27 protein-coding genes are annotated in these 24,732 nt (G+C 60.4%); 16 read left to right on the top strand and 11 right to left on the bottom strand.

All coding sequences use genetic code 11. The features are described from left to right. Window position 1: 1 nt before the first annotated feature. On the bottom strand, window positions 2-736 hold the full coding sequence (hutC, locus tag LZK81_RS28185) for a histidine utilization repressor (protein ID WP_233957310.1): 735 nt from the start codon (window positions 734-736) through the stop codon (window positions 2-4). Between the two features lie 205 nt (window positions 737-941). Here hutC and LZK81_RS28180 point away from each other — a divergent pair, with 205 nt between their 5' ends. The 5 genes from LZK81_RS28180 (at window position 942) to LZK81_RS28160 (ending at window position 5,889) form a co-directional block, all read left to right on the top strand. Then, window positions 942-1,424, top strand: coding sequence for a hypothetical protein (locus LZK81_RS28180; protein ID WP_233957309.1), 483 nt, complete (start codon window positions 942-944; stop codon window positions 1,422-1,424). A gap of 140 nt (window positions 1,425-1,564) precedes the next feature. Beyond that, window positions 1,565-2,602, top strand: a complete 1,038-nt coding sequence (locus LZK81_RS28175; protein ID WP_233957308.1) for an ABC transporter substrate-binding protein — start codon at window positions 1,565-1,567, stop codon at window positions 2,600-2,602. A 105-nt stretch (window positions 2,603-2,707) separates the two neighbouring features. Beyond that, a complete protein-coding gene (locus LZK81_RS28170; protein ID WP_046606020.1) occupies window positions 2,708-3,565 on the top strand; it encodes an ABC transporter permease in 858 nt (285 codons plus the stop codon). Continuing rightward, window positions 3,558-4,388: a quaternary amine ABC transporter ATP-binding protein gene (locus tag LZK81_RS28165; protein WP_233957307.1), complete on the top strand. Its 831-nt coding sequence runs from the start codon at window positions 3,558-3,560 to the stop codon at window positions 4,386-4,388. The genes LZK81_RS28170 and LZK81_RS28165 overlap by 8 nt, the downstream gene beginning before the upstream one ends. Further along, window positions 4,381-5,889 (top strand): HAL/PAL/TAL family ammonia-lyase, encoded by a 1,509-nt coding sequence (locus tag LZK81_RS28160; RefSeq protein ID WP_233957306.1) that lies wholly within the window; start codon window positions 4,381-4,383, stop codon window positions 5,887-5,889. Before LZK81_RS28165 ends, LZK81_RS28160 begins: the two co-directional genes overlap by 8 nt. A gap of 281 nt (window positions 5,890-6,170) precedes the next feature. Here the strand turns inward: LZK81_RS28160 and LZK81_RS28155 are convergent, their stop codons facing one another. The 8 genes from LZK81_RS28155 to LZK81_RS28120 form a co-directional block, all read right to left on the bottom strand. Next, window positions 6,171-6,404: a hypothetical protein gene (locus LZK81_RS28155; protein WP_233957305.1), complete on the bottom strand. Its 234-nt coding sequence runs from the start codon at window positions 6,402-6,404 to the stop codon at window positions 6,171-6,173. A 395-nt stretch (window positions 6,405-6,799) separates the two neighbouring features. Then, window positions 6,800-7,507 carry a GntR family transcriptional regulator gene (locus LZK81_RS28150; protein ID WP_046606111.1) on the bottom strand — a complete coding sequence of 236 codons (708 nt, stop codon included), beginning with the start codon at window positions 7,505-7,507 and terminating at the stop codon, window positions 6,800-6,802. 94 nt (window positions 7,508-7,601) lie between these two features. After that, complete coding sequence (locus LZK81_RS28145; RefSeq protein WP_233957304.1) at window positions 7,602-8,399, bottom strand: alpha/beta fold hydrolase; 798 nt, start codon at window positions 8,397-8,399, stop codon at window positions 7,602-7,604. 4 nt (window positions 8,400-8,403) lie between these two features. After that, window positions 8,404-9,249, bottom strand: coding sequence for a carbohydrate ABC transporter permease (locus LZK81_RS28140; protein ID WP_046606023.1), 846 nt, complete (start codon window positions 9,247-9,249; stop codon window positions 8,404-8,406). A 1-nt stretch (window position 9,250) separates the two neighbouring features. Next, window positions 9,251-10,195: a carbohydrate ABC transporter permease gene (locus LZK81_RS28135; protein ID WP_233957303.1), complete on the bottom strand. Its 945-nt coding sequence runs from the start codon at window positions 10,193-10,195 to the stop codon at window positions 9,251-9,253. Between the two features lie 120 nt (window positions 10,196-10,315). Next, a complete protein-coding gene (locus LZK81_RS28130; protein ID WP_233957302.1) occupies window positions 10,316-11,242 on the bottom strand; it encodes an extracellular solute-binding protein in 927 nt (308 codons plus the stop codon). Beyond that, complete coding sequence (locus LZK81_RS28125; RefSeq protein ID WP_233957301.1) at window positions 11,160-11,519, bottom strand: extracellular solute-binding protein; 360 nt, start codon at window positions 11,517-11,519, stop codon at window positions 11,160-11,162. The genes LZK81_RS28130 and LZK81_RS28125 overlap by 83 nt, the downstream gene beginning before the upstream one ends. Window positions 11,520-11,557: 38 nt before the next feature. After that, window positions 11,558-12,643, bottom strand: coding sequence for an ABC transporter ATP-binding protein (locus LZK81_RS28120; protein WP_233957300.1), 1,086 nt, complete (start codon window positions 12,641-12,643; stop codon window positions 11,558-11,560). 318 nt (window positions 12,644-12,961) lie between these two features. Here LZK81_RS28120 and LZK81_RS28115 point away from each other — a divergent pair, with 318 nt between their 5' ends. From LZK81_RS28115 to LZK81_RS28090, 6 genes are read left to right on the top strand one after another with little or no spacing between them, the layout of a single operon-like run. Continuing rightward, entirely contained in the window at window positions 12,962-13,738 is a 777-nt protein-coding gene (locus LZK81_RS28115; RefSeq protein WP_041364839.1) for an SDR family oxidoreductase, read from the top strand. A 5-nt stretch (window positions 13,739-13,743) separates the two neighbouring features. Continuing rightward, window positions 13,744-14,874 carry a pyridoxal phosphate-dependent aminotransferase gene (locus LZK81_RS28110; protein ID WP_233957299.1) on the top strand — a complete coding sequence of 377 codons (1,131 nt, stop codon included), beginning with the start codon at window positions 13,744-13,746 and terminating at the stop codon, window positions 14,872-14,874. Between the two features lie 45 nt (window positions 14,875-14,919). Then, a complete protein-coding gene (locus tag LZK81_RS28105; RefSeq protein WP_046606028.1) occupies window positions 14,920-15,798 on the top strand; it encodes an alpha/beta fold hydrolase in 879 nt (292 codons plus the stop codon). A 4-nt stretch (window positions 15,799-15,802) separates the two neighbouring features. Beyond that, window positions 15,803-17,062: a hydantoinase/carbamoylase family amidase gene (locus tag LZK81_RS28100; RefSeq protein ID WP_233957298.1), complete on the top strand. Its 1,260-nt coding sequence runs from the start codon at window positions 15,803-15,805 to the stop codon at window positions 17,060-17,062. Continuing rightward, entirely contained in the window at window positions 17,059-17,988 is a 930-nt protein-coding gene (locus LZK81_RS28095) for a hypothetical protein (RefSeq protein WP_233957297.1), read from the top strand. Before LZK81_RS28100 ends, LZK81_RS28095 begins: the two co-directional genes overlap by 4 nt. A gap of 1 nt (window position 17,989) precedes the next feature. Continuing rightward, window positions 17,990-18,934: a nucleoside hydrolase gene (locus LZK81_RS28090; protein ID WP_233957296.1), complete on the top strand. Its 945-nt coding sequence runs from the start codon at window positions 17,990-17,992 to the stop codon at window positions 18,932-18,934. Between the two features lie 58 nt (window positions 18,935-18,992). Here the strand turns inward: LZK81_RS28090 and LZK81_RS28085 are convergent, their stop codons facing one another. Together LZK81_RS28085 and LZK81_RS28080 are read right to left on the bottom strand one after the other, a co-directional pair. Beyond that, window positions 18,993-19,403: a hypothetical protein gene (locus tag LZK81_RS28085; RefSeq protein ID WP_233957295.1), complete on the bottom strand. Its 411-nt coding sequence runs from the start codon at window positions 19,401-19,403 to the stop codon at window positions 18,993-18,995. Further along, window positions 19,400-19,975, bottom strand: coding sequence for a hypothetical protein (locus LZK81_RS28080; protein ID WP_052756842.1), 576 nt, complete (start codon window positions 19,973-19,975; stop codon window positions 19,400-19,402). Before LZK81_RS28080 ends, LZK81_RS28085 begins: the two co-directional genes overlap by 4 nt. A gap of 396 nt (window positions 19,976-20,371) precedes the next feature. On the opposite strand from LZK81_RS28080, the gene LZK81_RS28075 reads away from it, so the two are divergent. The 5 genes from LZK81_RS28075 to LZK81_RS28055 are packed head-to-tail and all read left to right on the top strand — an operon-like array spanning window position 20,372 to window position 24,725. Then, window positions 20,372-21,301, top strand: a complete 930-nt coding sequence (locus tag LZK81_RS28075) for an ABC transporter ATP-binding protein (protein WP_233957294.1) — start codon at window positions 20,372-20,374, stop codon at window positions 21,299-21,301. 18 nt (window positions 21,302-21,319) lie between these two features. Beyond that, complete coding sequence (locus LZK81_RS28070) at window positions 21,320-22,090, top strand: class II aldolase/adducin family protein (protein ID WP_233957293.1); 771 nt, start codon at window positions 21,320-21,322, stop codon at window positions 22,088-22,090. A gap of 57 nt (window positions 22,091-22,147) precedes the next feature. Further along, complete coding sequence (locus tag LZK81_RS28065) at window positions 22,148-23,173, top strand: ABC transporter substrate-binding protein (protein WP_233957292.1); 1,026 nt, start codon at window positions 22,148-22,150, stop codon at window positions 23,171-23,173. Beyond that, a complete protein-coding gene (locus LZK81_RS28060; RefSeq protein ID WP_046610397.1) occupies window positions 23,170-23,967 on the top strand; it encodes an ABC transporter permease in 798 nt (265 codons plus the stop codon). Before LZK81_RS28065 ends, LZK81_RS28060 begins: the two co-directional genes overlap by 4 nt. Further along, the gene (locus LZK81_RS28055) at window positions 23,964-24,725 is read left to right on the top strand and encodes an ABC transporter permease (RefSeq protein WP_233957291.1); all 762 of its coding nucleotides are present in this window, start codon (window positions 23,964-23,966) and stop codon (window positions 24,723-24,725) included. The genes LZK81_RS28060 and LZK81_RS28055 overlap by 4 nt, the downstream gene beginning before the upstream one ends. Window positions 24,726-24,732: the final 7 nt, after the last annotated feature.

The raw sequence follows: 24,732 nt of genomic DNA, 5'->3' as shown, positions 1-24,732 counted from the left end.
TTTATGAGCTGTTTTCCAGCCGGTAGCGGCTGCCGGGGTAGAGAAGGCGCACAGAGGTGACGATCTGGCCGGTTGACCAGGTGCGCCGGCGGATCAGCAGGCAGGCCTCGGATCGCGCAATCGCAAGATGCCTGCATTCCCACGGCTGCGGAGACACCGCCTCAACGAATTGTTCCGTATGCGAGATCGGTGCTATTCGCGTCAGATAGGCATTGGGGGTCATTTCCTGAAAATTCTGATCGAGATAGTCAGGCGCCACGGCAGGGTTGACGAAGCGATCCTCCAGCTGGATCGGCACGTCATCTTCGTGATGAAGGATGACGGAATGGAAGGCCGGCAAGCCGACCTCGATGTTCATGGCTTCCGCGAGCTCATGCCCGCAAACCTCAGTCTGGGCCAGGATGACCTGAGACCTGTGGGTGGAGCCTCGCTCGGCAATTTCGTCGGCGATATTGCGAACGCCCAGAAACGGCGCGCTTCGCTTCTTTTTGGCCACAAAAGAACCGCGGCCCTGGACCCTGACGATGACGCCTTCCATGGCAAGTTCTCGCAAGGCGCGATTGGCCGTCATGCGGCTGACGTTCAGCGTCTGGGCAATTTCATTTTCAGAAGGGACGCGGTGATGAGCGGGCCATTCACCGGTGTCGATCCGGTGCTTTATCTCGGTCTTTAGCCGCTCATAGATTGGCATGTCACGCAGGCTTGGCGCCTGAAGGATCTGCTCGGCCTCGGACATGCTTGGTTCTCCTTCGCTATTGTGTGGAGTGCATACAAAATAGGCAGCAGAAATAAAGTGTAATTTTGCGGCGCCCTACTTGCCGGGTTAAAAAAACTCTGACATGTTCCCTATACAACTTTTTCAGGCTACGCAAATGGCGCCCTCGCGGACATTCTTGTGCAGGCAGATTTTTCTTCGCCGAGGTTGGGCGCCCGACCGGATCTTGACGATCAACGGCGAGGGACTGATTGCAGTCACGAAGACAAGCACGGAGGTGAGGGTAGGCCTTGTTGAAGTGGCTGGACCCATGTTTGCGCGCCTAGTGAACCTGCATTTCCATCACGTCCAGCGGGCGATGGCCGGGATTGTGGATCTGGCGGGATCGACCGATGACAGTTTCTGGACCTGGCGCGACACGATATGCCGGCTTGTAGGCAGGGATGTTTCGGACGACATCGTGGCTGTTGCAAGAAAGTTGTACAGTGAACGTCTCAATGACGGCTTGGGTCGCGCAAGAGCTACGTCTTTTGGAATACCGGCAGAGGTTGCGCCAGCGTCGCTGCGACCGGCTTCCCGGCAGCCCGGGAACGGCGGTATCCAGGACGCCGGTGCTCGACGGCAACAACCCATTTATGGCCCGGCTTCCGGCGATCAGATCCTCGGCCGCCGGCTGTTTGCCTTCCAAGCCGCGTGGTTCGCGACGTGATGACGAGGGGACAATGGGTGGTCCAAAAGGTTGCCATAGGGATGAGGAGGCAATCGACAATGCGTTCAAGGAGGTTCTTCTGCAACTGACCTAAGCTCTTCAACGTGCACCAACTCATGAACAAACAAAAGGGGAATTCCATGCTGAGTGCAAAACTGAAATACACGCTGCTTGCTGCCGGATTGACACTCGGAGGCTTCGCGTCCGGTGCCAACGCTGCTTCCTACTGCGCAGACGGCAAGACCGTCACGTTCGCCGGCATCGATTGGGAGAGCGGCGCCTTGATCACTGAGGTGATGAAAGCGATCCTGTCCAAGGGTTATGGTTGCAAGGTGGATTCGATCCCCGGCAATTCGGTCACACTGGAGCAGGCAACCGCCAACAATGACGTGCAGATCTTTGCCGAGGAGTGGATTGGCCGTTCCGATGTCTGGAATAATGCCGCCGCAGCGGGCAAGGTCACTTCGGTCGGCAAGACCTTTGTCGGTGCTTCCGAAGGCTGGTTCGTGCCGGAATATCTCGTCAAGGGAGACCCAGCACGTGGCCTTAAGCCGCTTGCGCCCGATCTGAAGAGCGTCTCGCAGCTTTCCGAACCCAAAATCGCCGCGCTGTTCAAGGATCCGGAAGAACCTTCCAAGGGTCGTTTCCTCAACTGCCCGTCCGGCTGGACTTGCGAAGGCGTCAACACCGCAAAGCTCGAAGCTTACAAGCTGACCGGTGCCTATGTGAACTTCCGCCCGGGCACGGGAACTGCGCTCGATGCGGCCATCAGCTCCGCTTACCTGCAGAGCGAGCCGGTGCTCTTTTACTATTGGAGCCCGACGGCCGTCATGGGCAAGTTCAAGCTGATTAAGCTTGAAGAGCCCGCTTACAACGAAGCCTGCTGGAAGGATCTGACAAGCGCCAGTGGCAAGCGCGAAGCCGGCTGCGCCTTTCCGGCGGTCGAAGTGGCCTACGGCGTCAACAGCACCTTTGCCAAAGAGGCGCCCGAAATTATCGAGATCCTGGAAAAGGCAACCTTTCCACTAGAAGAGGTGAATGCGAGCCTCGCCTACATGGTCGATCAAAAGGCTGATGCGGTTGCCGCCGCCAGCCAGTTCCTGAAGACCAAGGGTGCTGTTTGGGGCGCCTGGGTTTCGACTGCCGCCAAGGCAAGGATCGAAGCCTCGCTGAAATAGTCTCAAATGGCCGCGCGTGTCACCGCGCGCGGCCATAATCATGCGTCTCGCCGCTTTGATGTTGCGGGCGTCTGCGGCCGGTTTGCCATTTCAAGGACTTGAGCGATGTTTCCCGACAGTTTCCACATCTCCATCCGCGGGCCGATAAATACGGCGGTGCAGTCGCTGGTGGTCAACTACGGCTTTGTCTTCAAGGCGGTTTCACAGACGATCCTGCAGGCCATCCTGTTCATCGAGTGGATCGTGCGCGGTTTGCCTTGGTGGCTGGTGATTATCGCTTTCATGGCGCTGACCTGGCAGGCAACCCGCAAGGCCACGCTTGTCGTCATCGTGGCGGTGATGCTGTTTGTGATCGGAGCGCTCGGTCTGTGGGATCTGGCCATGCAGACGCTCGCTCTGATGTTGATGGCCACGCTGATCTCGGTCGCCATCGGCATACCGATGGGCATATGGCTGGCCAAGAGCCGCCTCATGCGCGGCATTACGCTCCCGGTTCTCGATGTGATGCAGACCATGCCGAGCTTCGTCTATCTCATTCCTGCGATCATGCTTTTCGGGCTGGGCAAGGTACCGGCCGTGCTCGCCACCATTGTCTATGCCGTTCCCCCGTTGATCCGATTGACCGATCTCGGCATCCGCCAGGTCGATGGCGAAGTTGTCGAGGCGGCGACCGCCTTTGGAGGAAGCCCGCGGCAGATCCTGTTCGGCGTCGAACTGCCGCTCGCGACGCCGACTATCATGGCGGGCCTCAACCAGACGATCATGATGGCTCTCTCCATGGTCGTGGTGGCCTCCATGATCGGCGCACGCGGCCTTGGCGAACAGGTGTTGAACGGCATTCAGACGCTTGATGTCGGCAAGGGGCTCGAGGCCGGATTGGGTATCGTTATCCTGGCCATTGTACTCGACCGCATCACCCAAGGCTTCGGCCGTTCCAAGCTGGAGGACGGCCAGAATGGCTGAGATAGAGATCCGCAACGTCTTCAAGATCTTCGGTCGAAAATCACGCGAGGCCCTGGCCATGGCGCGGGATGGTGCCGAGAAGGGCGAAATCCTTGAAAGCACCGGCTGCAGTGTTGGTCTGAACGATATAAGTCTGAAGATTGGGGCGTCACGCATCTTTGTTATCATGGGCCTTTCCGGTTCGGGAAAGTCGACCTTGGTGCGCCATATCAACCGCCTGATCGAACCGACCAGTGGGCAGATCCTCGTGGATGGTCGCAATGTCCTGGACCTCAATCCGCGCGATCTCAGGGAATTCCGCACCCGCCGTGTCAGCATGGTGTTCCAGAGCTTCGGCCTGATGCCGCATCGGACGGTGCTGCAGAATGTCGTCTACGGGCAGCGGGTGAGGGGGCTGAGTAAGGCAGCCACCAATCCCATAGGCATGAAATGGATCGAGACCGTTGGCCTTCTCGGATATGAAAACAAATACCCACATCAGCTGTCGGGAGGCATGAAGCAACGGGTCGGTCTGGCGCGTGCGCTGGCCGCAGACACGGATGTGATCCTGATGGACGAGGCCTTTTCAGCCTTGGACCCGCTGATCCGCAGCGATATGCAGGACCAGCTCCTACAGCTGGAGAAAAACCTCTCCAAGACTATCGTCTTCATCACCCACGACCTCGATGAGGCGCTGCGCATCGGCGCAGAGATTGCCATTCTGAAGGACGGCCGGCTTGTGCAGGTAGGAACGCCGAGCCAGATCCTGAATACGCCGGCAGATGACTACGTCGCTCGTTTCGTGCAGCGTCGCACCGGCGCAGAGGTGGCTCACCATGGCTGACGCTATCGTTCTCGATGAACGTTTGACCTGGAAAGAAGCCGCGGCAATTGCCAACGGCGCCGAGCTGGCTCTTTCTCCCGAAGCCTGGCAGCGCCTTTCCAAGGCGCGCGCGATCGTCGACGCGCTGGTCGAGCGGGAGATCCGTGGCTATGGCATCAATACCGGCGTTGGCGCCCTCTGCGATGTCATCATCGATCGTGATGACCAGCAGGCATTGTCGCGAAACATTCTGCTGAGCCATTCCTGCGGCATCGGCGAGCCGCTCGGCAAGGCGGAGACACGTGCGGTGATGGCCGCGCAGATCGCAAACTTCGCCCACGGCTTTTCCGGCATCAGCGTCGAAGTGGTCGAGGCGCTTCTGGCATTGCTGAATGCAGATTTTCTGCCCGTCATCCCTTCGCGAGGTTCGGTCGGCTATCTCACACATGCCGCCGCGATCGGTCTTGTGCTGATCGGCGAGGGCGAATGCAGGCACGCCGATGAATTGATCTCAGGACGCGAAGCGCTGAAGCGGCTCGGTCTGGACCCGGTCGCGCTGAAGGCGAAGGAAGGCCTGAGCCTCGTCAATGGCACGCCCTGTGCGACCGGGCTGGCCGCGCTGACAGTCTCGCGCTTCTTCCATCTGCTCGACTGGGCGGATGCGGCTGCGGCGATGACATACGAAAACCTCGGTGCTCAGGCTGAGCCGTTTGCCGAAATGCCGCTTTCGCTGCGCCACTCTGCCGGACTGCAACAGGTCGGGCGAAACCTGCGACACTTGCTCGCTGGCAGTCAGCTTCTGACGCAATCGGCCGGAAGCCGGACTCAGGATCCTTTGAGCCTGCGTGCGGTGCCCCAGATCCATGGTGCTGTTCGCGACGTTTTGCGGCAGGCCGTGGACGTCGTCGATCGTGAGCTTTCGAGCGTTACGGACAATCCCATCGTTACCGGCTCGCCCGGAGCGCCACAGGTGCATTCGCAAGCTCATGCCGTAGGCGCCGGATTGGGTCTGGGCATGGACAGCGTGGCGACCGCTGCGGCCGAACTCGCCGCGATATCGGAGCGGCGGATCGACCGGCTAGTGAACCCGCTCGTGAGCAGCCTTCCGGCGTTTCTTGCCGCTGAAAACGGCGTGTGTTCCGGTTTCATGATCATCCAGTACACAGCCGCCGCGCTGGTAGCGGAAAATCGGCGTCTGGCTGCGCCGGCAAGTCTCGATGGCGGCATCACATCTGCGCTACAGGAAGACATTCTGACCCATGCCACGCCGGCGGCCGACAAGGCGCTGGCGATCCTCGACAACCTGCAGACCATCCTCGCAATCGAAGTGATGGCGGCGGCCCAAGCCTATGACCAGCAACCGCAATCAGCGGCGAAAGCGGTGCGAACGGCCGCGCTTTACGCGCGGGCTCGTGGCGAAGTGCCCTTCTACCGCGACGACCGGCCATTGAACGGAGTCGTAGCAAAAATCCGCAGCATGATGGGCACGACCTCGGTCGGCCTGGAAGGCGAGGCGTCATGAGCATGCTGTTGCGCAATGCCAGACTGTGAATCGGCGAGGGGTGCCGATAGCGATTCGCGTAGTAAGCGTTCGTAAGTTCCCCGAAGGGGTTGAGCTACGCTCAAGCAGAACTGGGCGCTATCAGCACTTCCGGCAAATGGCTTTGAAAGCGATGGAGCCGAGACTCTCGGCAGCGCCGCCCCGGGGCGGACGCGCCATCCTAAGGTCATAGCTTGGTCAGGGGGCATTGGGGTGATCCGGGAGCCGTCTTACTGCGGCCTGCCTGACATGATTGGAAGGTTTCACGGAGCCGAGAATTTTACCGTCACGCCGCGCTGCCGAAAGTAGGCCTGCATCAGCTTCCTGCCAGAGCGATTGTTCTGCACGAGCCTAGCCGGATCGAATACGGCTTCTTTCAAACCCGCCCGCGTCAACGCTTCCTTGAGAGCCGCGATATGCATGTCGATGTCGGCATTGTCCGCTTGGAGCGATTCATAAATGCGGTTTGTTGCATCTGCTACGCTGGGTTCGCTCACGGGTGCACTCCTGTTGTTATTTGGCGGCGCTTAGCACATTTTCGGCTTGACCTTATTGTTGTGACCGATGCCATCGTCAATGGGGATGATGAATTTCGGACATTGCCTCCGCTTAAGAAAGGAAGCGGCTACCAGAAGTAGACCAGAGCGACCCGGCCCCGTTACCATCGAGACGACACGGGTATCGCGCCACCTTTCGACTGTCGCTTCAGCTTTTCGGCAATGGCATTCAGAATCATTGGTCCGCTCCGCAACTTTCGGAGCGGCAATTCACTTCTCATGGTCAACACACGGTTAAGAGCGAAAATTTGCGACAGGCCCTCCGGGAAAGCTGCGGACACAAATCGGCGCATCCCATCCCGCAAAGCTGATCGTACGTCTTCGCGATCGGAACGCTATTGCGCGACGCCGATGCGTTGCGGCAGCGAAGAAATGAAGTCGGTCAATTGGTCGCCAAGCAACTGCACGTGATCGCTTGCAGCTTTCTGCGCAGCTTCGGGGTCTCCCGCATCGATCGCGTCCATGATCCGTACATGTTCGGTAAGCGTCCCGAGCATCCGTCCCGGCTGATAGGTGGCGCGCATGCGGTAGGCGCCGATGCGCCGCCGCAGCTGGATTGCCTGCTCCGCGATGAAATGCGTGTGCGCAGCTTCGTAGAGCAGGTCATGGAATTGCTGGTTGACCTTATAGAAGGCGACAGGGTCTCCAGCCTCATAGGCTTTGACGAGTTTGTCGTGGACTGTGCGCATCCCAGCCCGCTCGACAGGCGTTGCGCGACGAGCGGCAAGCTTGGCGCATAGCCCTTCGAGCGAAGCCATGACGTCGAACATTTCTATGATCGCGGGGATAGACAAAAGGGCGACATGGGTTCCCTGACGCCCGCGCGTCTCTATCAGGCCGATCGCAAGCAGCGATTTGATCGCTTCGCGAACCGGCGTGCGAGACAGCCCGAAACGGCGTGACAGCTCCATCTCGTCCAGTCTCTCGCCAGGCGCGAGACGTCCGTCGAGGATCATCTCTTCAAGATGATCACGCAACTCGTCCGATCGTGTCGCCTGACGTGCTGTAACAACACCGGATATGCGAACCGCATCTTGGTTCAATTGGAATGCTCCTTTGCCGGTCTTGCTCGTGACCGGTCGGGCTTTAGTGGCGCGCATATATGTTTATTTCTCTGCTGCATTCAATATCATATAATCAGTATACCAGGCTTGCGATGCAACTTCTGATCTTGTCCACAATCATCGAAGGGGCTTCCACCATGGGAAAGTGGCCGGAATCGTAGGTGGCTATCGGAGTTGCGGCAAAGCAAGGCATGGGATCGGGATGGGCCAGGCGCGCCACATATGGCGAGTTCAGCAGCATTTTCGGGCAGTTCACCAGCGGCCAGCGATCCTCCGCATTCCAGGCGAACAGGTCGTCCTTGATATCAAGCGCGAAGTCGCCCGGTGCCGCGGCAAGCATACCGTGGTTGATCTCTACCCGCATGGCTTCCGTGGAGCTCGGATGAACGATCATATCCACCATCGCCCGCATGCGGGCCGGATAATCCATCTGGAATTCCTCGTGCCGGCGCCGGATCTCCTCATCCGGGACACGTCCGTAATAATCCCGGTCGGACAGTGTATCCAGACCGATCACCGCGGCCACTCTTTGCGGCGCGGCAATCGCCGTCTCGGTGGCGATCGGCCCGCCCATGGAGTGGCCGACGAGGATGGCGCCTGAAATGCCGAGGTGATCAAGCACATGGGCAACCGCCGCGCCCATGGCCGCGATCGTCTGGCCGCTCGCGGGCGGCGGCGCGGTGCCGCCGAAGCCGGGATGCGATAAAACCAGAACCCGGAAATCGCGGGCCAGTTCAGGCCCGATGATATCCCAGTGACCGGCGCTGCCGCACCAGCCATGGATGAGCACCAGCCAGTCACCGGCGGTGCCGAGCGTACGATGGCCGATCTGCCCGCCGAAAGGTGCGTCCAGCAGATGAAGATTGTTCATCCGCTCAGCCCTTTATGCCGCTGGTGGCCATGCCCTGGGTGAAGTATTTCTGCAGGACCAGGAAGAGCAGGATGAGCGGCACCGTGGCGACCGTCGCTCCGGCAAAGGTCTCGCCCCAGTTCGGCAGCTGGGTCGGCGAACCCTGCTGGGCGATTGCCACCTGGATGATCTGGCGTGCGGGATCCTGGACGATGACCAGAGGCCATAGGAAGCTGTTCCAGCAGAACAGGAACGTGATGAGCCCAAGCGTCACCATCGGCACCTTGACGTTCGGCAGGACGATGGAAAAGAAGATGCGGACATGCCCGGCACCGTCGATGCGGGCAGCGTCCTCCAGCTCGGTAGGCAGTTCCTCGAAGGCCTGTTTCAGCAGAAAGAGGCCGAAGGGGCTGGCGATCCAGGGGATCATGATCCCGACCAGCGTATTGGAGAGACCAAGTCCGGAAACCACCTGGTAGAGGGGCACCATCATCGCCTCGATCGGCAACAGGAAAGTCAGGAGGATCAGCATGAAGACGATGTTGGCGCCGGGAAACTTGATGCGGGTCAGCGCATAAGCGGCCATCGAGCAGAGAAGCAGGGTGAACGCGACCTGCCCGATCGCGACGATCGCGGTGTTCAGCAAGGCTCTCAGGATATTCGTGCGCTCGAACAGCGACACATAGTTCTCGATCGTCGCGCCGACCGGCACGAATGCGCGCCAGGATAGCGGCGTGACGTCGCCGAACACGGTGAACTGGTTCTTCAAGGACGACGCTACGACCCAGGCATAGGGTGCCAGAAAACAGGCGATAATCAGCAGGATGATCACCAGGGTGAGGGCGGTGCGGCGGATGCGGGTCGTTCTCATGTCAGTAGTTCCAACGGGATCGCAGGAGAGCCATCTGGACCATCGAGATGGCGAGGACGACGAGCAGCAGCACGACGGAAAGCGCCGAGGCATAACCAGCCTGCTGCATGATGAAGGCGGTATTGTAGATGTGGTAGACGATCAGGTTCGTTGCTTCCTGCGGCCCGCCCTGGGTCATCAGGAAGGCGGGCGCGAAGGCCTGCAGCGAAAACACTGTCATGATCACCACCACGAACAGCGTGGTGCGCGACAGGAGTGGTATCGTGATATTCCACAGCACCTGCCACCGCGTGGCGCCATCGATACGGGCGGCTTCGCCGAGTTCGGAAGGCACACCCTGCAGGCCGGCCAGAAAAAGGATCGCCCCGAACCCGACCTGTTGCCACAGCGTCATGGCGATGAGCGACGGCAGTGCCTGGGTGGTGCTGGTCAGAAACGGTTGCCGGGCGATGCCGACGATATCCAGCGCGCCGTTGATCAATCCGTTCGACGGGTCGAGCAGGAAGGACCACATCGTCGCGATCACCACCGAGGACGTGACGACCGGCAGCATGATCATGGTGCGGACGAGGCCGCGCGCCGGCAGTTTCGAATTGAGGAAGAGTGCGAGCGCGAAAGCGATCGGTATGACGAACGCAACCACACCGAACGCGAACAAGAAGGTGATGCCGAAGCTCCTGCCGGCATCATCGTATTCGATCATGTCGGTGAAATTGCGCAGGCCGACAAATTTCTCCGCTGCCGGATTGAGCAGCGAATAGTCGTAGAAGCTGTTGCGGGCCATGACCAGAAGCGGAACGTATTGGAAGATCAGCAATAGCAGCATGAAAGGCGCGAGAAAGCCGACGGCCACCAGACGCTCCTGCTTTTGCCGCCGGGTGGCGGCCTTGCGCGGCCGGGTTTTTGCACCCGCCGAAGCGGTGAGTGTTTGTTCGCCTGTCGACATTCTCGCGTCCATTGTCATTATCGGTCGAGGATACGCTGAACCTTCTTCTCGGCATCCGCCATCAGCGCAGCCGGATCGCCGCCGAAGGCAACGCCACGAAGCGCCTCGCTGACGATCTTGTCATACTGGGCGAACTTCTGGGCCAGGCGGGCGCGGCTGGCCCCAGGACTGAAGCTGATCGACAAATACCTTCATCGGATATTTGTTGTAGACGTCGAAACGGGGGAACAGGCTCTTCAATGTCGGCAGGTTGCCGCGCTGGCTGACGTTCATATAGGCATATTCGCCCACTGACATGTCTACCACGAACTTTGCGGCGATCTCCGGATGCTTGGATCGGGCCGTCGCGCCGAATGTGGTCGAGCCCGTATGCACGACCGGCGTCTTGAAATACGGCAGCGGAGTGATGCCCCATTCGATCTTCGGATCCTTGATCAGCGCGTTGCCGGCGGCCGGAGTATCGATGTAGAAGCAGGCCTTGGCATCGAAGAAGGCGTTTGGAATGCCGACCTTCGGCGCAACGCCTTCAGCGTTGAACATCGACTGGTAGAATTTCAGCGCTTCAACTGCTTCAGGCGTATTGAGATAACCTTCAGCGGTCTTGCCGTCCGGCGCGAACGCCCAGAAGGTCTTGTAGGCGCTGCTGGTCGGGGCTGCCTTGGGGTCGCCGGCGGAGCGCTGGTAGGTCAGATCCTGATAGACGAGACCAGGCTGGCCGTTGCCGAAGCGGGTCGGGCCGAGGCCCCAGACCGTGGCGGCGCCGGCTGGACCCTGCTGGCACTTCTTGAAGGCTTCCAGCGCCTGAGGCCATGTCCATGCATCGGCAAGCGTCTGCGGCGGCTTTACACCTGCGGCTTCGACCAGCTTCTTGTTGTAGTACATGGCAACCGTCGTCTGCTCGATGCCCGGCGAATAGACTTCGCCGTTATAGCTGTGCTCGGCCTTGGTGGCCGGCAGGATGTCGTCATCCCAACCCTTCTGGCAGGTATTTGGTGATCGGCAACAGGATGCCGGCAGCCGCGTAGGACTGGGTGTTCGGCCCGTCATAGACGATGATATCGGGCGGATTTGAGCTCGCTGCCTGAACCGAAATCGTGTCCGCGAGCTGCGGGAACGGGACTTCGTTGACTTCGAATTTGACGCAAGGATTATCCTTTTGCCAGGCCTCCATCGGCTTGGGATAGGGGTAGTTGCCAGGCGTGCGCAGGATGCGCAGGGTCACGGCTTCGCCGGTGCAGGAAGCCGCAGTCTGCGCCTGGGCGCCGGTCGCACTCAGCGCCGTGGCGCCGAGCAGGCCGGCAAAAACGATAGGATAGATCTTCATCAGCCGTTCTCCTTCTGGTGTTTTGTCCGGCGGCGTTTTCAGATGGTGCCGCCGGTATCGGGGTCGAAAAGCGACATGCGGTCATGTGCGATGCGGAGCGGCTGCTGACCTCCTTCGGGGAGCGCGTGCTGCGGCGCAAGCATGGCTGCGCAGGGCACGCCGGCAAGGGTGAAGTGAACCAGCGTCGTCGGCCCGAGCAGCTCGGCCATGTCCACGGGAACCGAAAAATCAGGCTCACCTTCGCCGGCCAGAAAGTGTTCCGGCCTCAACCCCACTTCGACGGTCTTCCCGACATACGGCAGAAGAGCATCTCTCCGGCCAGCTGGTGACGGCAGTGTAGTATCGTTGAATTTGAGCACGGGCTCCCCGCCTTCCAGCGCAACCTGTGCCGGCAGGAAATTCATCGAGGGGCTTCCGATGAAGCCGGCCACGAAGCGGGTGGCGGGACGTTCGTAGAGTTCCTGAGGCGTGCCCTGCTGCTCGATCTTGCCGTTGTTCAGCACCACGACGCGATCGGCGAGCGTCATTGCCTCGACCTGGTCGTGGGTCACGTAGACGGTGGTCGCCTTCAGGCGCTTGTGCAGCCGACGGATTTCCGTGCGCATCTGTCCGCGCAGTTTCGCATCCAGGTTGGAAAGCGGTTCGTCGAACAGGAAAACTGCCGGATCGCGAACCATGGCGCGCCCCATCGCGACACGCTGCCGCTGGCCGCCGGAAAGCTGCTTCGGTCGCCGATTGAGCAGCGCGGAAATCTCCAGCATCTTGGCGGCTTCTTCGACCTTGCGGCGAATTTCGGTCTTGTCCACCTTTGCCAGACGCAGGCCAAAGCTCATGTTCTGGGCGACTGTCATATGTGGATAGAGCGCGTAGTTCTGGAAAACCATGGCGATGTCGCGCTCGCGCGGATCGAGCTCGTCTACGCGGCGATCGCCGATCCAGATCTCGCCGCTGCTGACCTCTTCCAGGCCGGCGATCATGCGCAGCGTCGTGGACTTGCCGCAGCCCGAGGGGCCGACAAGCACCACGAATTCGCCGCTGCAAATATGCAGGTCAAGTCCATCGATCGTGGTTGCCGAAGCACTCTCGTAGGTCTTGCCCACCTTTTTAAGCTGAACATCTGCCATGCCGGCTTTGAGGCCTTTTGCTCTTGAAAATTCCAGAGACCTGCTGGTCCTGCCATCCGGACATTAAGGGACGGAACATGTATTCGTGCAAGAGATAAATGTATACGTATATTATTTTTTTATCGAGCGGCCCAATTCGCCTATTTAGTCGGCTGACTGCCTCTGCATTTTGCTTATATTGGCGGCATTTTGGAATAATGTAGCCATTAGTTCTCTTTCTGGGGTGGAAAATTTCGATATTCGGCAAAAATCCATGGACAGAGCGCAGAAATGGCGTATGCAAAAAAGAGAAATATGTATTCATCACAGGAGACGTAGGTGGAACTGAATCTTGCTGGCAAAACGGCCCTCATCACCGGAGCATCCCAGGGCATCGGCTACGCGATCGCCAAGGTTCTGGCCGCTGAAGGATGCCACCTCCACCTGGCCGCCCGCAACGGCGCGGCCATGCAGGCCCTTAAGAAGGAACTCGCCCAGTACCCGGTCAACGTCACGGTGCACGAGGCGGACCTGGGTACGACCGAAGCCATGGTCGCGCTCGACAAGGCCTGTGGCGACTATGATATCCTGATGAACAACGCGGGTGATATCCCCGCCGGTTCGATCGAGGATGTCACCGACGAAGCCATCCGCCGCGGTTTCGATCTCAAGGTCTTCGGCTACATTACCCTTTCCCGCGAATTCTGGAAGCGCCGCAAGGGCCGCGACGGTGTGATCATCAACGTCATCGGCAATTCCGGTGAAAACTGGGATGCCGCCTATTTTGCTGGCTCGACCGGTAACGCCGCCCTGATGAGCTTCACCAAGGCACTCGGCGGCCGCAGCCTCGATCAGGGCATCCGCGTTATCGGCGTCAATCCCGGGCCGGTCGATACCGCGCGCATGTTCAAGATCATGAAGCGCAAGGCGATCGACATGCTTGGTGATGAGAGCCGTTGGAAAGAACTCTACGACAAATATCCGGGCAAGCGTCCGGCCACGGCCGAAGAAGTCGCCGATCTCTGCGCCTTCCTCGCCTCGCCCAAGGCCGGCTACATCACCGGCACGGTCGTCACCATCGACGGCGGCATCGCCGCGCGTGGTTCGGTGATCTGACGATCATGAGCGACGCCCGTATTCGAAACCGCTATTTCGACGACCTGTTCTCGACGCCGGATCTGGCGTGGATGGGACAGAACACCAACCACATCCCCGCGCATCCCGCCGTGCGCGAGGCCATGATCTGCTCCATCGAGGCCGGCGAATTCAATGCCTATGCACCGCCGATGGGCTTCGAGGCGCTTCGAGCAGGGATCGTCGCCGATCTCGGCGTCCTGTCCGCAGAAGCGCTGGTGACGGAAGGCGGCGTCAATGCGCTGGCAATGATCTGCAAGGCGCGCGCCAAGCCCGGCACGACGCTGGTGACGACGGACCCGACCTGGAAATGGCCGTGCATGTTTGCCGAACAGGCCGGTGCCGAGGTCATCCAGATCCCGATCTATGACCCCGCGACCAAATACAAGCTGACGCCGGATGCCCTGCGGGCAGCCGTCGACGAGCGTTGCGCGATCATCTACATCGTCGATCCCAACAATCCGCTCGGCATCCGCTACGACCGCGAGGAAATCGAGGCCTTTGCCGAGATCGCCCGTTCGGTCGGCGCCTTGATGATCCACGATTGCACCTACAGGGATTTCGCCGACGGCCACACGCCTGTCCTGCAGGTCGCGCCGGAAGGCACCGTCGTTTCGCTGAGCTTTTCCAAGTGGTTGGGGCTGGCCGGCATGCGCATCGGCGCGCTTGTCGCATCCCCCGCACTGGTCGACGAGTTTTCGTCCGTCTCTACTTCGGTGCTCGGCGCTTCTGTCGTTGCGCAGCGCGCTGCCATGGCCGGACTTTCGGTCAAGGCCGAATGGATGAAGGACGTGCGCTCCATTGACCGTGCGAACAAGGCGATGATCGTCGCTGCCGCGGAAGCCGCCGGCATCACCGTGCCGGTCCAGCCGTCGCATGGCAATTTCCTTGTGCTGGAGACTGCGGCAACCGGCGTCTCGCCGGAAGCGATCGTTGAGGCTGCCCGCCGCGAGGGCGTGATGATCCGCCAGGGCCGCTACCACACGGCGCGTTTCGGCGACCGGTTCATCAAGGTCTCGACCTCGGTGCCATCAGCCTGGGCCGAACGCTTCTGCGAAGGGCTGCCCGGCTATATCGCGACCGCGCGCACGCTGAACGACGTGCCGGCCCTCTTCTAGGGCCGGCCCCAAGGGCCAAGTATATTACAGGGGAGAAGCCGATTCATGTTCGTGACCAGCAAGGATGGCATCAAGCTCTACTACGAAACGGCGGGCGAAACCGGAACGCCGATCCTGTTCATCCACGAGTTCGGCGGCAATTACGACGCCTGGGAGCCGCAGATGAGCTTTTTTCCCCGGCGCAACCGCTGCATCACCTATGCGGCCCGCGGTTATGCGCCGTCCGATATTCCGGCGGATGTCGAACAATATTCACAGGTGCTGGCAGCGGAAGATGCCCTGGCCGTACTTGACGGTCTCGGCATCGAGAAGGCGCATATCGTCGGCCTGTCGATGGGCGGCTTCGCGACGCTGCATTTCGGCCTGCGCTTCCCGGAGCGTGCGCTATCGCTGACGGTCGCCGGTGCCGGTTACGGCACGGAGCGCGCCACGGCCGATTATTTCCGCAATACGTCGCTGAAGGTCGCCGATAATTTCGAGAAGGATCCGGTCGGTTTCTCGAAGATCTATTCGCTCGGCGCAAGTCGCGTGCAGTTCCAGAACAAGGACCCACGCGGCTGGGCAGCTTTCGCGGAGCGGTTGTCGCGGCACTCTGCCGTGGGCGCCGCCAACACCATGCGCGGCGTACAGTGCCGCCGGCCGTCTTTCTGGGACCTGGAAGACGAACTGAAGAAGATGATGGTTCCGACCCTGATCATGTCGGGCGACGAGGACGATCATTGCCTCCAGCCGAGCATTTTCCTCAAGAAGACGCTTCCCGCCAGCGGCCTCGCGATCCTGCCGAAGACCGGCCATACGCTCAATCTCGAGGAGCCCGCTCTGTTCAATTCGCTGGTATCCGATTTTATCGCCCAGGTGGAAGCGGGTGCCTGGAACGTGCGCGATCCACGCGCCGATCCGGGACAGGTGATGCGGACGGAATAGCGCAATGACCGGCGTGGCCTCCATATCCCCGGAGCGGCTGTGGTCGCGGCTCATGGAACTTGGCAGGGATGGTGCCCTGCCCGAGAAGGGGGTCAATCGTCAGGCCCTCTCGGCCGAGGAAATTCTTAGCTGGCGGCGCATCATCGCATGGGGCGCCGAGGCAGGCTTGAAACCCTCCACGGACCCGGCCGGAAACCTTTTTCTGACACTCGAGGGTAAGTTTCCCCACCTGTCGCCCGTCGTCACTGGCAGTCATGTCGACAGCCAGCCGACGGGCGGTCTTTTTGATGGGGCATTCGGCACAGTGGCGGCGCTCGAAGCCGTAACGGCCATCGCCGAGGCGGGCATGATACCGGAGCGGCCGATCACGGTTGTCGCATGGATGAACGAAGAGGGCAGCCGGTTTGCGCCCGGAATGATGGGGTCCGAGCTTTTCGCCGGTAGGCGAACGATGGATGAGGTCATGGCGGTCAAGGACGCCGCCGGCATCTCCGTCGCCGAGGCGCTGGCCGCTGTGCATGCCGCCTTTCCGGATATAGAGCATCGGCCGCTCGGTTTTCCCGTCCACGCCTATATCGAACCGCATATCGAGCAGGCGGACGTGCTCGAACGCGCCGGTGCGGTAATCGGCGTGGTTTCCGGCATTCAGGGCAAGAAGACCTACGAGATCATCATATCCGGACGCGAAGCGCATGCCGGCACCGAGCCGATGGAGCGCCGGCAGGACGCGTTGCAGGCGTTTGTGCGCATGGCGTTGCGCATGCAGCAAGACATGGCGGTCGACGACGTGGTGAAATTCACCATCGGCCGGCTGGAAATCCGACCCAACGCGCCGTCGGTCGTGCCCTCCAGCGCAGTCTTCCGCATCGATCTCCGGCATCCGGACAATGCTGTGCTCGACCGGCTCGGCCTGCGCCTGGAAACGATCGTTACCGAAGAGGCGCATCCCTGCAGCTTCGATATCAAACGCCTGGTCGACGCCCCCTCGAACACGTTCGACGAAGGGCTTCGGGCAGCGATACGCCATTCCGCCGGCCGCCATGGCTATTCTGCGCTCGATTTGCTTTCGGCGGCAGGGCATGATGCCCGGCAGATGGCGCCGCTTGCTCCGAGTGCAATGATCTTTATCCCCTGTCGCGCTGGCCTCAGCCATCATCCCGACGAGTGGGCTGAACCGGAACACGTTGCGGCCGGCGCGGCTGTTCTTCTCGATCTGGTCCTGGAGCAGACAGGTCTTTCACGGAAATATGGAGACGCATCATGAGCACCGTCGACGACATGGCCGAAATGCCGGTCCAGCTGCCTCGCAATCCAGCCAATGCTGCCGAGGCGCGCAGCCGCTATTTCAACTCCGGCAATGCCTTCAACATCAAGCTTCCGCCGGTGCCGGGCAAGATCTTCACCGACGAACCGACCAGCGCTTTCGCGCTTGAAAAGACCGGTTTCATCAACTGCGATCTGTCCGCGGAAATGCAGTGCCCCTTTCCGGCGACAACCCCGTTGATGCTGGCCCGCTATGCGGTGATCAAGTCCGATGAAGTCCTGGATACGACGCTCACCAATACCGCGTCGATCTGGTACGTCATCAAGGGTAAGGCCACTCTCGTTGTAGGTGACGAAAAGGCTGTTCTGGGCAAGGCAGATGTCTTCCTTCTTCCCGGCGGCGTGCCTTCTGCCATCACTGCGAGCGAGGACAGCATCTTCTGGCTGGTAGGCAATGATCCGCAGCTGATGTTCGACGCGTCGGCACCGATCACCGGCGACAATGCGGCCGTCAACTTCGTGCACTACCCGGCAGGCGAGATCAGCCATCAGCTCGACGTGGTTTATGGGACCAACGCCAATGCCAGCACATCCGGCCATGCGCTGATCTTCTCGGCCGAAAAGACGCAAGCAAGCCGCAACATCGCAACGACGATGACCCTGTCGCTGAACACGCTGAAGCCGCGCAGTTTCCAGCCGCCGCACAAGCACAACTCCGCCGCGATCACGCTGGTGGTCAACGGTGATCCGGCCTATTCGATGGTGGCGGATGCCAAATGCGCATGGTCGCCATGGGCGACGCTGGTGACACCTCCGGCCGCCAAGCATAGCCACCACAATGACGGTGATAGCCGGGCCGAATTCCTGATCGTCCAGGACGGCGGTTTCCACTATCATGCCCGCACCATGGGTTTCGAGTTCTACTGATATGCGGCTGATCATAGACACCGATACGGCGGGCGACGACACCTATTCGCTCCTGCTCGCCATGCGCACGCCCGGCTCGACACTGGAGGCGGTTACTATCTGCGTCGGCAACGTGCCCTTCGACCAGCAGGTTGAAAACGCTCTGGCGACCATCGAGGCGGCCGGTTTCTCCGGAAAGGTGCCGGTCTATCTCGGTGCCCGCCGCCCCATGGTGAAACCCTGGGAAGCATCCACCATGCACGGCAACGATGGAATGAGCGGCGTTAACCTGCCGATCGCCCGTCAGCGGCCGGAAACCATGCATGCGGTCGATGCCATCATCGAACGGGTGATGGCTGAGCCGGGCGAGATCGATATCCTGGCCCAGGCGCCGCTCACCAATATCGCGCTGGCGGTCATGAAGGAGCCGCGGATCGCCAAGGCGGTGCGTCACCTCTGGATCATGGGCGGCACCGACAATGCGGTCGGCAACATCACGCCCTGCGCCGAATACAATTTCTTCATCGATCCGGAAGCCGCGCGCATCGTCTTCGAGGCGGGGTTCGACATCACGCTGTCCACCTGGACGCTGACCATGCGCTCCGGGCTTTTGGAGGGCGACCAGCTGGAAGAGATCTTCGCGATGCAGACCCCTCTTTCGGAGTTCTACCGGAAGGTTTCCGCCGTTCCGCGCGAAACGGCGGAAACGCGTTATGGCCGGCCGGTCAGCACCCACCCGGACTCGCTGACCTGCGCCTGCGCGCTCAATCCGGACCTGATCGAATCCTCGCGCGAGGCGGTGGTGCGCATCGAGACCGCCGGCGAAATTACCCGTGGTTTTTCCGCAATTCACCCGCCGAAGCTCGGCACGCGCTGGCCGGAGTTCAAGGTCAACGCCCGCGTCATCGAACAGGCGTCGACCGACGGCTTTCTCAAGATGATGAAACAGGCATTCGCCGAAAACTGAAGGCTTTCGGTTTCGGCGGGAGTGATCCCGCCGATCCGTTTCGATGTTGCGGCGTGGCTCAGGCCGCCGGCGCCAACACGCTGTCGAGTGCGTCGACATCGGCAGCCGTGGCATTCGATCGGATGATGACGATCGGCGGCATGTCCTTGCAGACCCTTTTGTAGCAGGCCGCCATAGCATCCAGCCAGACGCCCTGTTGGGGCAAATCTTCCACGGCAGCGATCACCACGTCATAGCCGTTCTTGCGGTAATCGATCAGGTCGCCTACGGAAACCTCGATCAGCCTTTCACAGCTTTCCGGGCTTGCCACATGCGGCGGCATCTTCATGATGCCCCAGCCGCGCTCCACCAGCGCATCCATGAAATCGGTCGGTGGGGCCTGTCGTTTGCCATAGAGTGCGGAGCCGGGATTGACGACGAAATCGGCGATGACCGCAATACGGCGGCTTCTCAGGTCTTCCCGGATCACGCGGCGTTCTCCTTGCCTTCGGTCAGAAACTGGTCGAGTTCGAGCATCGCCTTCTGGAGATCGAAATCCTGTGCATCCATCGCGACGCCCGTCGCGCGCGGGAATGCAAGGCTGCGTTCCTCGAACTCGAATTTCAGTTCTTCCATCCAGATGCCCATGCCGGGTCGGCGATCGCTCCCCCCGTGGACGGCGCCCTCCGGTCGGCCACCCCAGGATGCCTTGGTGCTGGTCAGACGGACGCCGCTTGACGGACTGCCGTCCAGGCCGATGATGACGACGTCGTAGCCGGCATCCTGATGCAGCATCACGAGATCCACGACGCTTTTCGCCAGGTTGCGGCAGTGGCGCCGGTAACCGGGTGTGTCGTACTGCTCGCGGGATGCCCACCACCGGACGGCTCCCATATGGCTCATCTCCGGACACGGTAATTGTTGGAGCTCGAAGCCGTTCTTGACCAAACGCTCGACCAGTGGAGAAAACACGCCGGCGCATTTGGCGAATTCGCTGACCTTGGCATTCTGGTTCATGAGACAGTGCGCCACATAGGCCACACGTCTTGGTTCATCCTGCATGATGTGGTTCTCCCGATGTTTCAAGCTGCCCGATAATAATTGAAGCCGCGCCGGCTTGCCGCGGCATGTTGGTGGGATATCGATGCAATCGCCATGCCACTATCCTTATGCCTGGTCGTTTCCAGCAAGCGGAACGCTGTGCCGGAATGCCTCCCCGCAAATTGCCGCAATAGCAGTCATTCTGCGTCCAAAATATGCGTGTTCTGTATTCATATTTCTGGTTATTGGATATCTTGGCTTCGATTTATCTCATGATAACATCTGGCAAGCCCGATACTGTCGGAAAAACCCAGAGATTGAAGGCATTCTTCTTCGAGGCAGAAAGGAAATGTATCTGGCACGATGCTTGCTTGCATCCTGAATGGTGATAATTGCATGCAAGGAGATGCCTACTCGATGACCGACATGTCGATCGCCTGGAGTGAGGACTACGCATGGGGACTGAATCCGGGAGCGCGCGGTCTCGCGGGCCTGTTGAGGCCGGTAAAGACCAAAGCCCTTGCAGCGCCCGTTGTGGAACCGGCCTGGACCGCATCGGGTGACAAGCCGCTCATCGAACTCCGCAAGGTGTCCAAGAGTTTTGGCCCCGTCATGGCGTTGGAGAACCTGGAGGCAACCATCCTTCCGGGTGAGCTGGTGACGGTGGTCGGCCCTTCCGGCTGCGGCAAGAGTACTCTTTTCAACATCCTCGCCGGCCTGGAAGAGCCGGATCCGGGCAATATCCTGCGTTTCCGCGGCAAGAGTTCCACGGCCTCGGAACTGCTCGGACAGGTTTCCTTCATGCCGCAAAGGGACCTGTTGCTGCCATGGCGAAACGTCATCGACAACGCAATCCTGGCGCTGGAGATCGAAGGAATGCCGCGGCCACAGGCCCGTGCGGAGGCACTGAAGATGCTGCCGGAATTTGGGCTTGCCGGGTTCGAAAAGCAATATCCCAACCAGCTTTCGGGCGGCATGCGCCAGCGCGTGGCTCTGATGCGCACTTTTCTCTTCACGCGCGATCTCATGCTGCTCGATGAACCGTTCGGGGCGCTGGACGCCCTGACGCGGACGATGATGCAGCGCTGGCTGCTCGACGTTTGGCAGAAACACCGGCGCACCGTGCTCTTCATCACCCACGACGTCGACGAGGCGATCTTCCTCGGCGACCGAGTGCTTGTCATGACCGCCCGGCCGGGCAAGGTGAAGCTTGAACAGAAGATCGACCTGCCGCGCCCCCGCAAGGCCGACATTGTCACGTCGCCCGAATTCATCGGGTTGAAGAAGACACTCCTCGACGCCATCGAGGAGGAAAGCATGAAGTCGTTCATGACTTCAGGACATTAGAATATGAGAGGAAACACGGTGGCCAGTGAATATTCCGAACGTCCCGCCCACATTCCCGAAGCCGAGTGGAAGGCGCGCGTCGATCTCGCCGCTTGCTACCGCATGGTCGCACGGCTGGGCCTGGATGACCTGATCTACAACCACATTTCCATGCGCGTACCGGGGCATGACGATCAGTTCCTGCTCAACCCCTACGGTTTCCTGTTTGGCGAGATAACTGCCTCCAGCCTTGTGCGCATCGATATCGACGGCAACAAGCTCGACGACACGCCCTATACGATCAACAAGGCCGCTTTCGTCATTCATGGCGCCATCCACAAGGCCGTGCATGATGCAGCCTGCGTTCTCCATACCCATTCCGATGCCAGCACCGCGATCTCCTGCCAGAAGGACGGACTTCTGCCACTGACGCAGTTTGCGATGCGCTTCTACCAACGCCAGGCCTTCCATGACTACGAAGGTGTGGCGATCGACATGGACGAACAGACCCGCCTCATCGCCGACATGGGCGACAACCGGGTGATGCTGATGCGCAACCACGGCATCATGACGCTCGGTCGCACGCCGGGCGAAGCCTTCATGCTGCTTTATTATTTCGAGCGCGCCGCGCGCATTCAGCTCGATCTGCAGGCTTCCGGCGCCGAGCTTCTGACCCCGCCGCACGAGGTCTGCGAAAAAGCGGCACGTCAGTTCTGGGAGAACAAGGGTGACATCCTGATTGCGGGGGAACGGGAATGGCCCGCCTTCCTTCGCCAGCTCGAACGGGAGGGATCGGATTACCGCCGATAGTCGGGAGGAGAACGACTAACGCTACCATAACCAACCAGGAATCGACAGAGAGGGACCATGCTTAAAAAACGACAGCTTCTGGCGGCGCTTGCCGCAACGTTCATCGGCATTCAGGGCTTGGGCTACAGCGCAACCCCGGCCGCTGCCCAGCAGACAGTCAACGCCAGCCTGCGTCTCAAATGGTTGACCCAGGCTCAGTTCGCCGGTTTCTACGTCGCGCTGGAGAAGGGGTATTACAAGGATGAGGGCATCAACCTCACTATCAACCCCGGCGGCCCTAATCTGCTGACGGAAAACCTGGTGGCCACCGGCGCCGACACGTTCGGCCTTTCGGGCGGTACCGACAGCGTCTTTAGCGCACGTGACAAGGGTCTGCCGATCGTCTGCATCGGTGTTGCCCATCAGGTGACGCCGTTCGTCTTCGTGACCTACAAGGACGGCCCGGTCAAAACCGTCCAGGATTTCAAAGGCAAGAAGGTGACGGCATGGTTCACCGGCGCAAACCACGTGCTCTCGGCCATGTTGGCAAAAGCGGGCATCAAGGCCGGCGAAGTCGATATACAGCCGCAGCAGGTCTCGATGACGCCGTTCATCGACAAGCAGGTCGATGTCGCGACCGCAACCCGCTACAACGAACTGCAGATCGTCGCACAGCGCGCCGGTATGGATAACCTGCGGATCTTCGTGCCCGAAGATAGCGGCGTTTCTTTCCCGCGAGACACATTGATCGTGTCGGAACAGACCGCCAAGGAAAAGCCGGAGCTGGTCGAGAAATTCCTGCGCGCCAGCATCAAGGGATGGAAATACGCCCTGACCAACGAAAAAGAAGCGATCGACATCGTCATGAAGGTGGCGCCGACTCTCGACCGCGCCCAGCAGGAAGTCATGCTCTCCGAGATCAAGAAGCTGATGGTCGCCGGCAAGGGCGGCACGGATGGCCTCTTCGCCATTGACAAAACAGCCGTCGGCTCTGCCAACAGCCTGCTCGCCGAATACAAGGTGATCTCCAAGCCCGTCGATCTCGACGCCGCGTTCAACGACAGCTTCCTGTCGAAGATCCCGGTCGCGGAAAAGCGCCTATGAGCCTCTCCGGCCTGTCCGGCGCATCCCTGTCCGCCGTAAAGGCGGGCAGATTTGTCTCGATCCTGAAGTCCCTGATCCGGATCGCCGCATTTCTGCTGGTGGTGGAGCTGATCGTCGTGGCGTTGGGAATCAGACCCTATTACCTGCCGCGGCCGAGCGCGATTGCGGCCGCGTTTCTGGCCACGCCGCAGGCTTATCTGCTGAGTATGTGGCGTACCCTGCTGGAAACCCTCATAGGCTTCCTCGCCGGCAGCCTGTTCGGCGTCGCCATGGGCGTGCTCTTTCATCGCTGGACTATCCTCCGCGAGCTGTTTTTCCCCCTCTTCGTGGTGTCCCAGACCATACCGGTCATCGCCTTCGGTGCGGTCGTCGTCCTTTGGTTCGGCAATACGCTGCTCGCCAAGGCCGTCATTTCCTTCTACATCAGCTTCCTGCCGGTCACGGTGAATGCCATTCTCGGCTTCGCGACGGTCGACCCGCGCCAGGTCGCGCTGCTGCGCAGCTTCGGGGCAAAAGAAGGCCAGATATTGCGCCGTCTCTACCTTCCGGCCGCGCTGCCGCAGATCTTCGTTGCCCTCAAGCTTGCCTCCTCGCTATCGCTGATCGGAGCCATCGTCGGCGAATGGTTCGGCGATACGACCGGCCTCGGTGTACTGCTGCTGCAGGCCATGTACAACGAAAACGTCGTCGGAATATGGGTCACCATCGTCGCCTCCGCCTGCCTGGGGATCGGCCTTTACGCTGCAGTCTCCGAGGCGGAACGGCGGATCGTCTTCTGGGGAGCGGAACAATGAGCCCCGTCACCGCAAGCAGTAACGCGCGCCGCATCAGCCGGGGCTTTGCCGGTGCATTCCTCCTTGCCGCAATCTGGGAACTGAGCGTCCGCGGGTTCAACCTGCCGGCCTATGTCCTGCCTTCCGTAAGCAGCATTATTGCCGGCATGTTCGCCGATGCGGGCAAGCTCGTCGCCGCCGCGGGCTTCACCGCAGCCGAAGCTCTCGCCGGTTATCTTCTGGGTTGCATCATCGGCATTGCCGCAGCCATCGCCGTCAGCATGGTCCCCCGCAGCCGCAGCACCGTGATGTCGGTTGCGACCGCCGTCAATTCCGTGCCGGTCGTCGCCTATTCGCCGCTTGTCCTGCTCTGGTTCGGCATCGGCATGACGTCCAAGATCGTCATGGTCGCCGTCGCGGTCAGCTTCACAATCTTCCTGAGCACCATCGCAGGGCTCGATCGCGTCGATCGGAAGTCGGTCGATCTGGTCCGCTCGTTCGGGGCAGGCCGCATGGCCGTTCTCTGGCGGCTCAGGCTCCCGACAGCGTTGCCGTTGATTATCGCCGGTATGCGGGTCTCCACCGTCCGCAGCGTCTTCGTCGCCATCGTTACGGAAATGCTGGGCGCTTATGGGGGGCTTGGCTGGGTAATCTACCAGGCCGTGCTGCAGATCGATTTCGTGCAGGTCTGGGCGGCCATCATCGTCGCGTCGGCGATCAGCCTCTGCTTCTTTGGTGTGATCAGCTTCATCGAGCAGCGTTACATTTTCTGGAGATGACCAATCT

Origin of the sequence: Neorhizobium galegae (assembly GCF_021391675.1) — a bacterium.
Taxonomy (GTDB): domain Bacteria; phylum Pseudomonadota; class Alphaproteobacteria; order Rhizobiales; family Rhizobiaceae; genus Neorhizobium; species Neorhizobium galegae_B.
Note: the sequence above shows the minus strand (reverse complement) of the source record. Positions and strands in the feature narration are given on the sequence as shown.

Bases quoted from the DNA above. Each gene is read 5' to 3' on its own strand.
- LZK81_RS28065 (WP_233957292.1), top strand. From the start codon at position 22,148: ATGCTTAAAAAACGACAGCTTCTGGCGGCGCTTGCCGCAACGTTCATC.
- LZK81_RS28130 (WP_233957302.1), bottom strand. From the start codon at position 11,242: ATGACGGGCCGAACACCCAGTCCTACGCGGCTGCCGGCATCCTGTTGC.
- LZK81_RS28125 (WP_233957301.1), bottom strand. From the start codon at position 11,519: ATGAAGATCTATCCTATCGTTTTTGCCGGCCTGCTCGGCGCCACGGCG.
- LZK81_RS28100 (WP_233957298.1), top strand. From the start codon at position 15,803: ATGACCGGCGTGGCCTCCATATCCCCGGAGCGGCTGTGGTCGCGGCTC.
- LZK81_RS28075 (WP_233957294.1), top strand. From the start codon at position 20,372: ATGACCGACATGTCGATCGCCTGGAGTGAGGACTACGCATGGGGACTG.
- LZK81_RS28095 (WP_233957297.1), top strand. From the start codon at position 17,059: ATGAGCACCGTCGACGACATGGCCGAAATGCCGGTCCAGCTGCCTCGC.
- LZK81_RS28175 (WP_233957308.1), top strand. From the start codon at position 1,565: ATGCTGAGTGCAAAACTGAAATACACGCTGCTTGCTGCCGGATTGACA.
- LZK81_RS28165 (WP_233957307.1), top strand. From the start codon at position 3,558: ATGGCTGAGATAGAGATCCGCAACGTCTTCAAGATCTTCGGTCGAAAA.
- LZK81_RS28080 (WP_052756842.1), bottom strand. From the start codon at position 19,975: ATGCAGGATGAACCAAGACGTGTGGCCTATGTGGCGCACTGTCTCATG.
- LZK81_RS28145 (WP_233957304.1), bottom strand. From the start codon at position 8,399: ATGAACAATCTTCATCTGCTGGACGCACCTTTCGGCGGGCAGATCGGC.
- LZK81_RS28170 (WP_046606020.1), top strand. From the start codon at position 2,708: ATGTTTCCCGACAGTTTCCACATCTCCATCCGCGGGCCGATAAATACG.
- LZK81_RS28055 (WP_233957291.1), top strand. From the start codon at position 23,964: ATGAGCCCCGTCACCGCAAGCAGTAACGCGCGCCGCATCAGCCGGGGC.
- LZK81_RS28060 (WP_046610397.1), top strand. From the start codon at position 23,170: ATGAGCCTCTCCGGCCTGTCCGGCGCATCCCTGTCCGCCGTAAAGGCG.
- LZK81_RS28090 (WP_233957296.1), top strand. From the start codon at position 17,990: ATGCGGCTGATCATAGACACCGATACGGCGGGCGACGACACCTATTCG.
- LZK81_RS28160 (WP_233957306.1), top strand. From the start codon at position 4,381: ATGGCTGACGCTATCGTTCTCGATGAACGTTTGACCTGGAAAGAAGCC.
- LZK81_RS28110 (WP_233957299.1), top strand. From the start codon at position 13,744: ATGAGCGACGCCCGTATTCGAAACCGCTATTTCGACGACCTGTTCTCG.
- LZK81_RS28140 (WP_046606023.1), bottom strand. From the start codon at position 9,249: ATGAGAACGACCCGCATCCGCCGCACCGCCCTCACCCTGGTGATCATC.
- hutC (WP_233957310.1), bottom strand. From the start codon at position 736: ATGTCCGAGGCCGAGCAGATCCTTCAGGCGCCAAGCCTGCGTGACATG.
- LZK81_RS28135 (WP_233957303.1), bottom strand. From the start codon at position 10,195: ATGTCGACAGGCGAACAAACACTCACCGCTTCGGCGGGTGCAAAAACC.
- LZK81_RS28105 (WP_046606028.1), top strand. From the start codon at position 14,920: ATGTTCGTGACCAGCAAGGATGGCATCAAGCTCTACTACGAAACGGCG.
- LZK81_RS28120 (WP_233957300.1), bottom strand. From the start codon at position 12,643: ATGGCAGATGTTCAGCTTAAAAAGGTGGGCAAGACCTACGAGAGTGCT.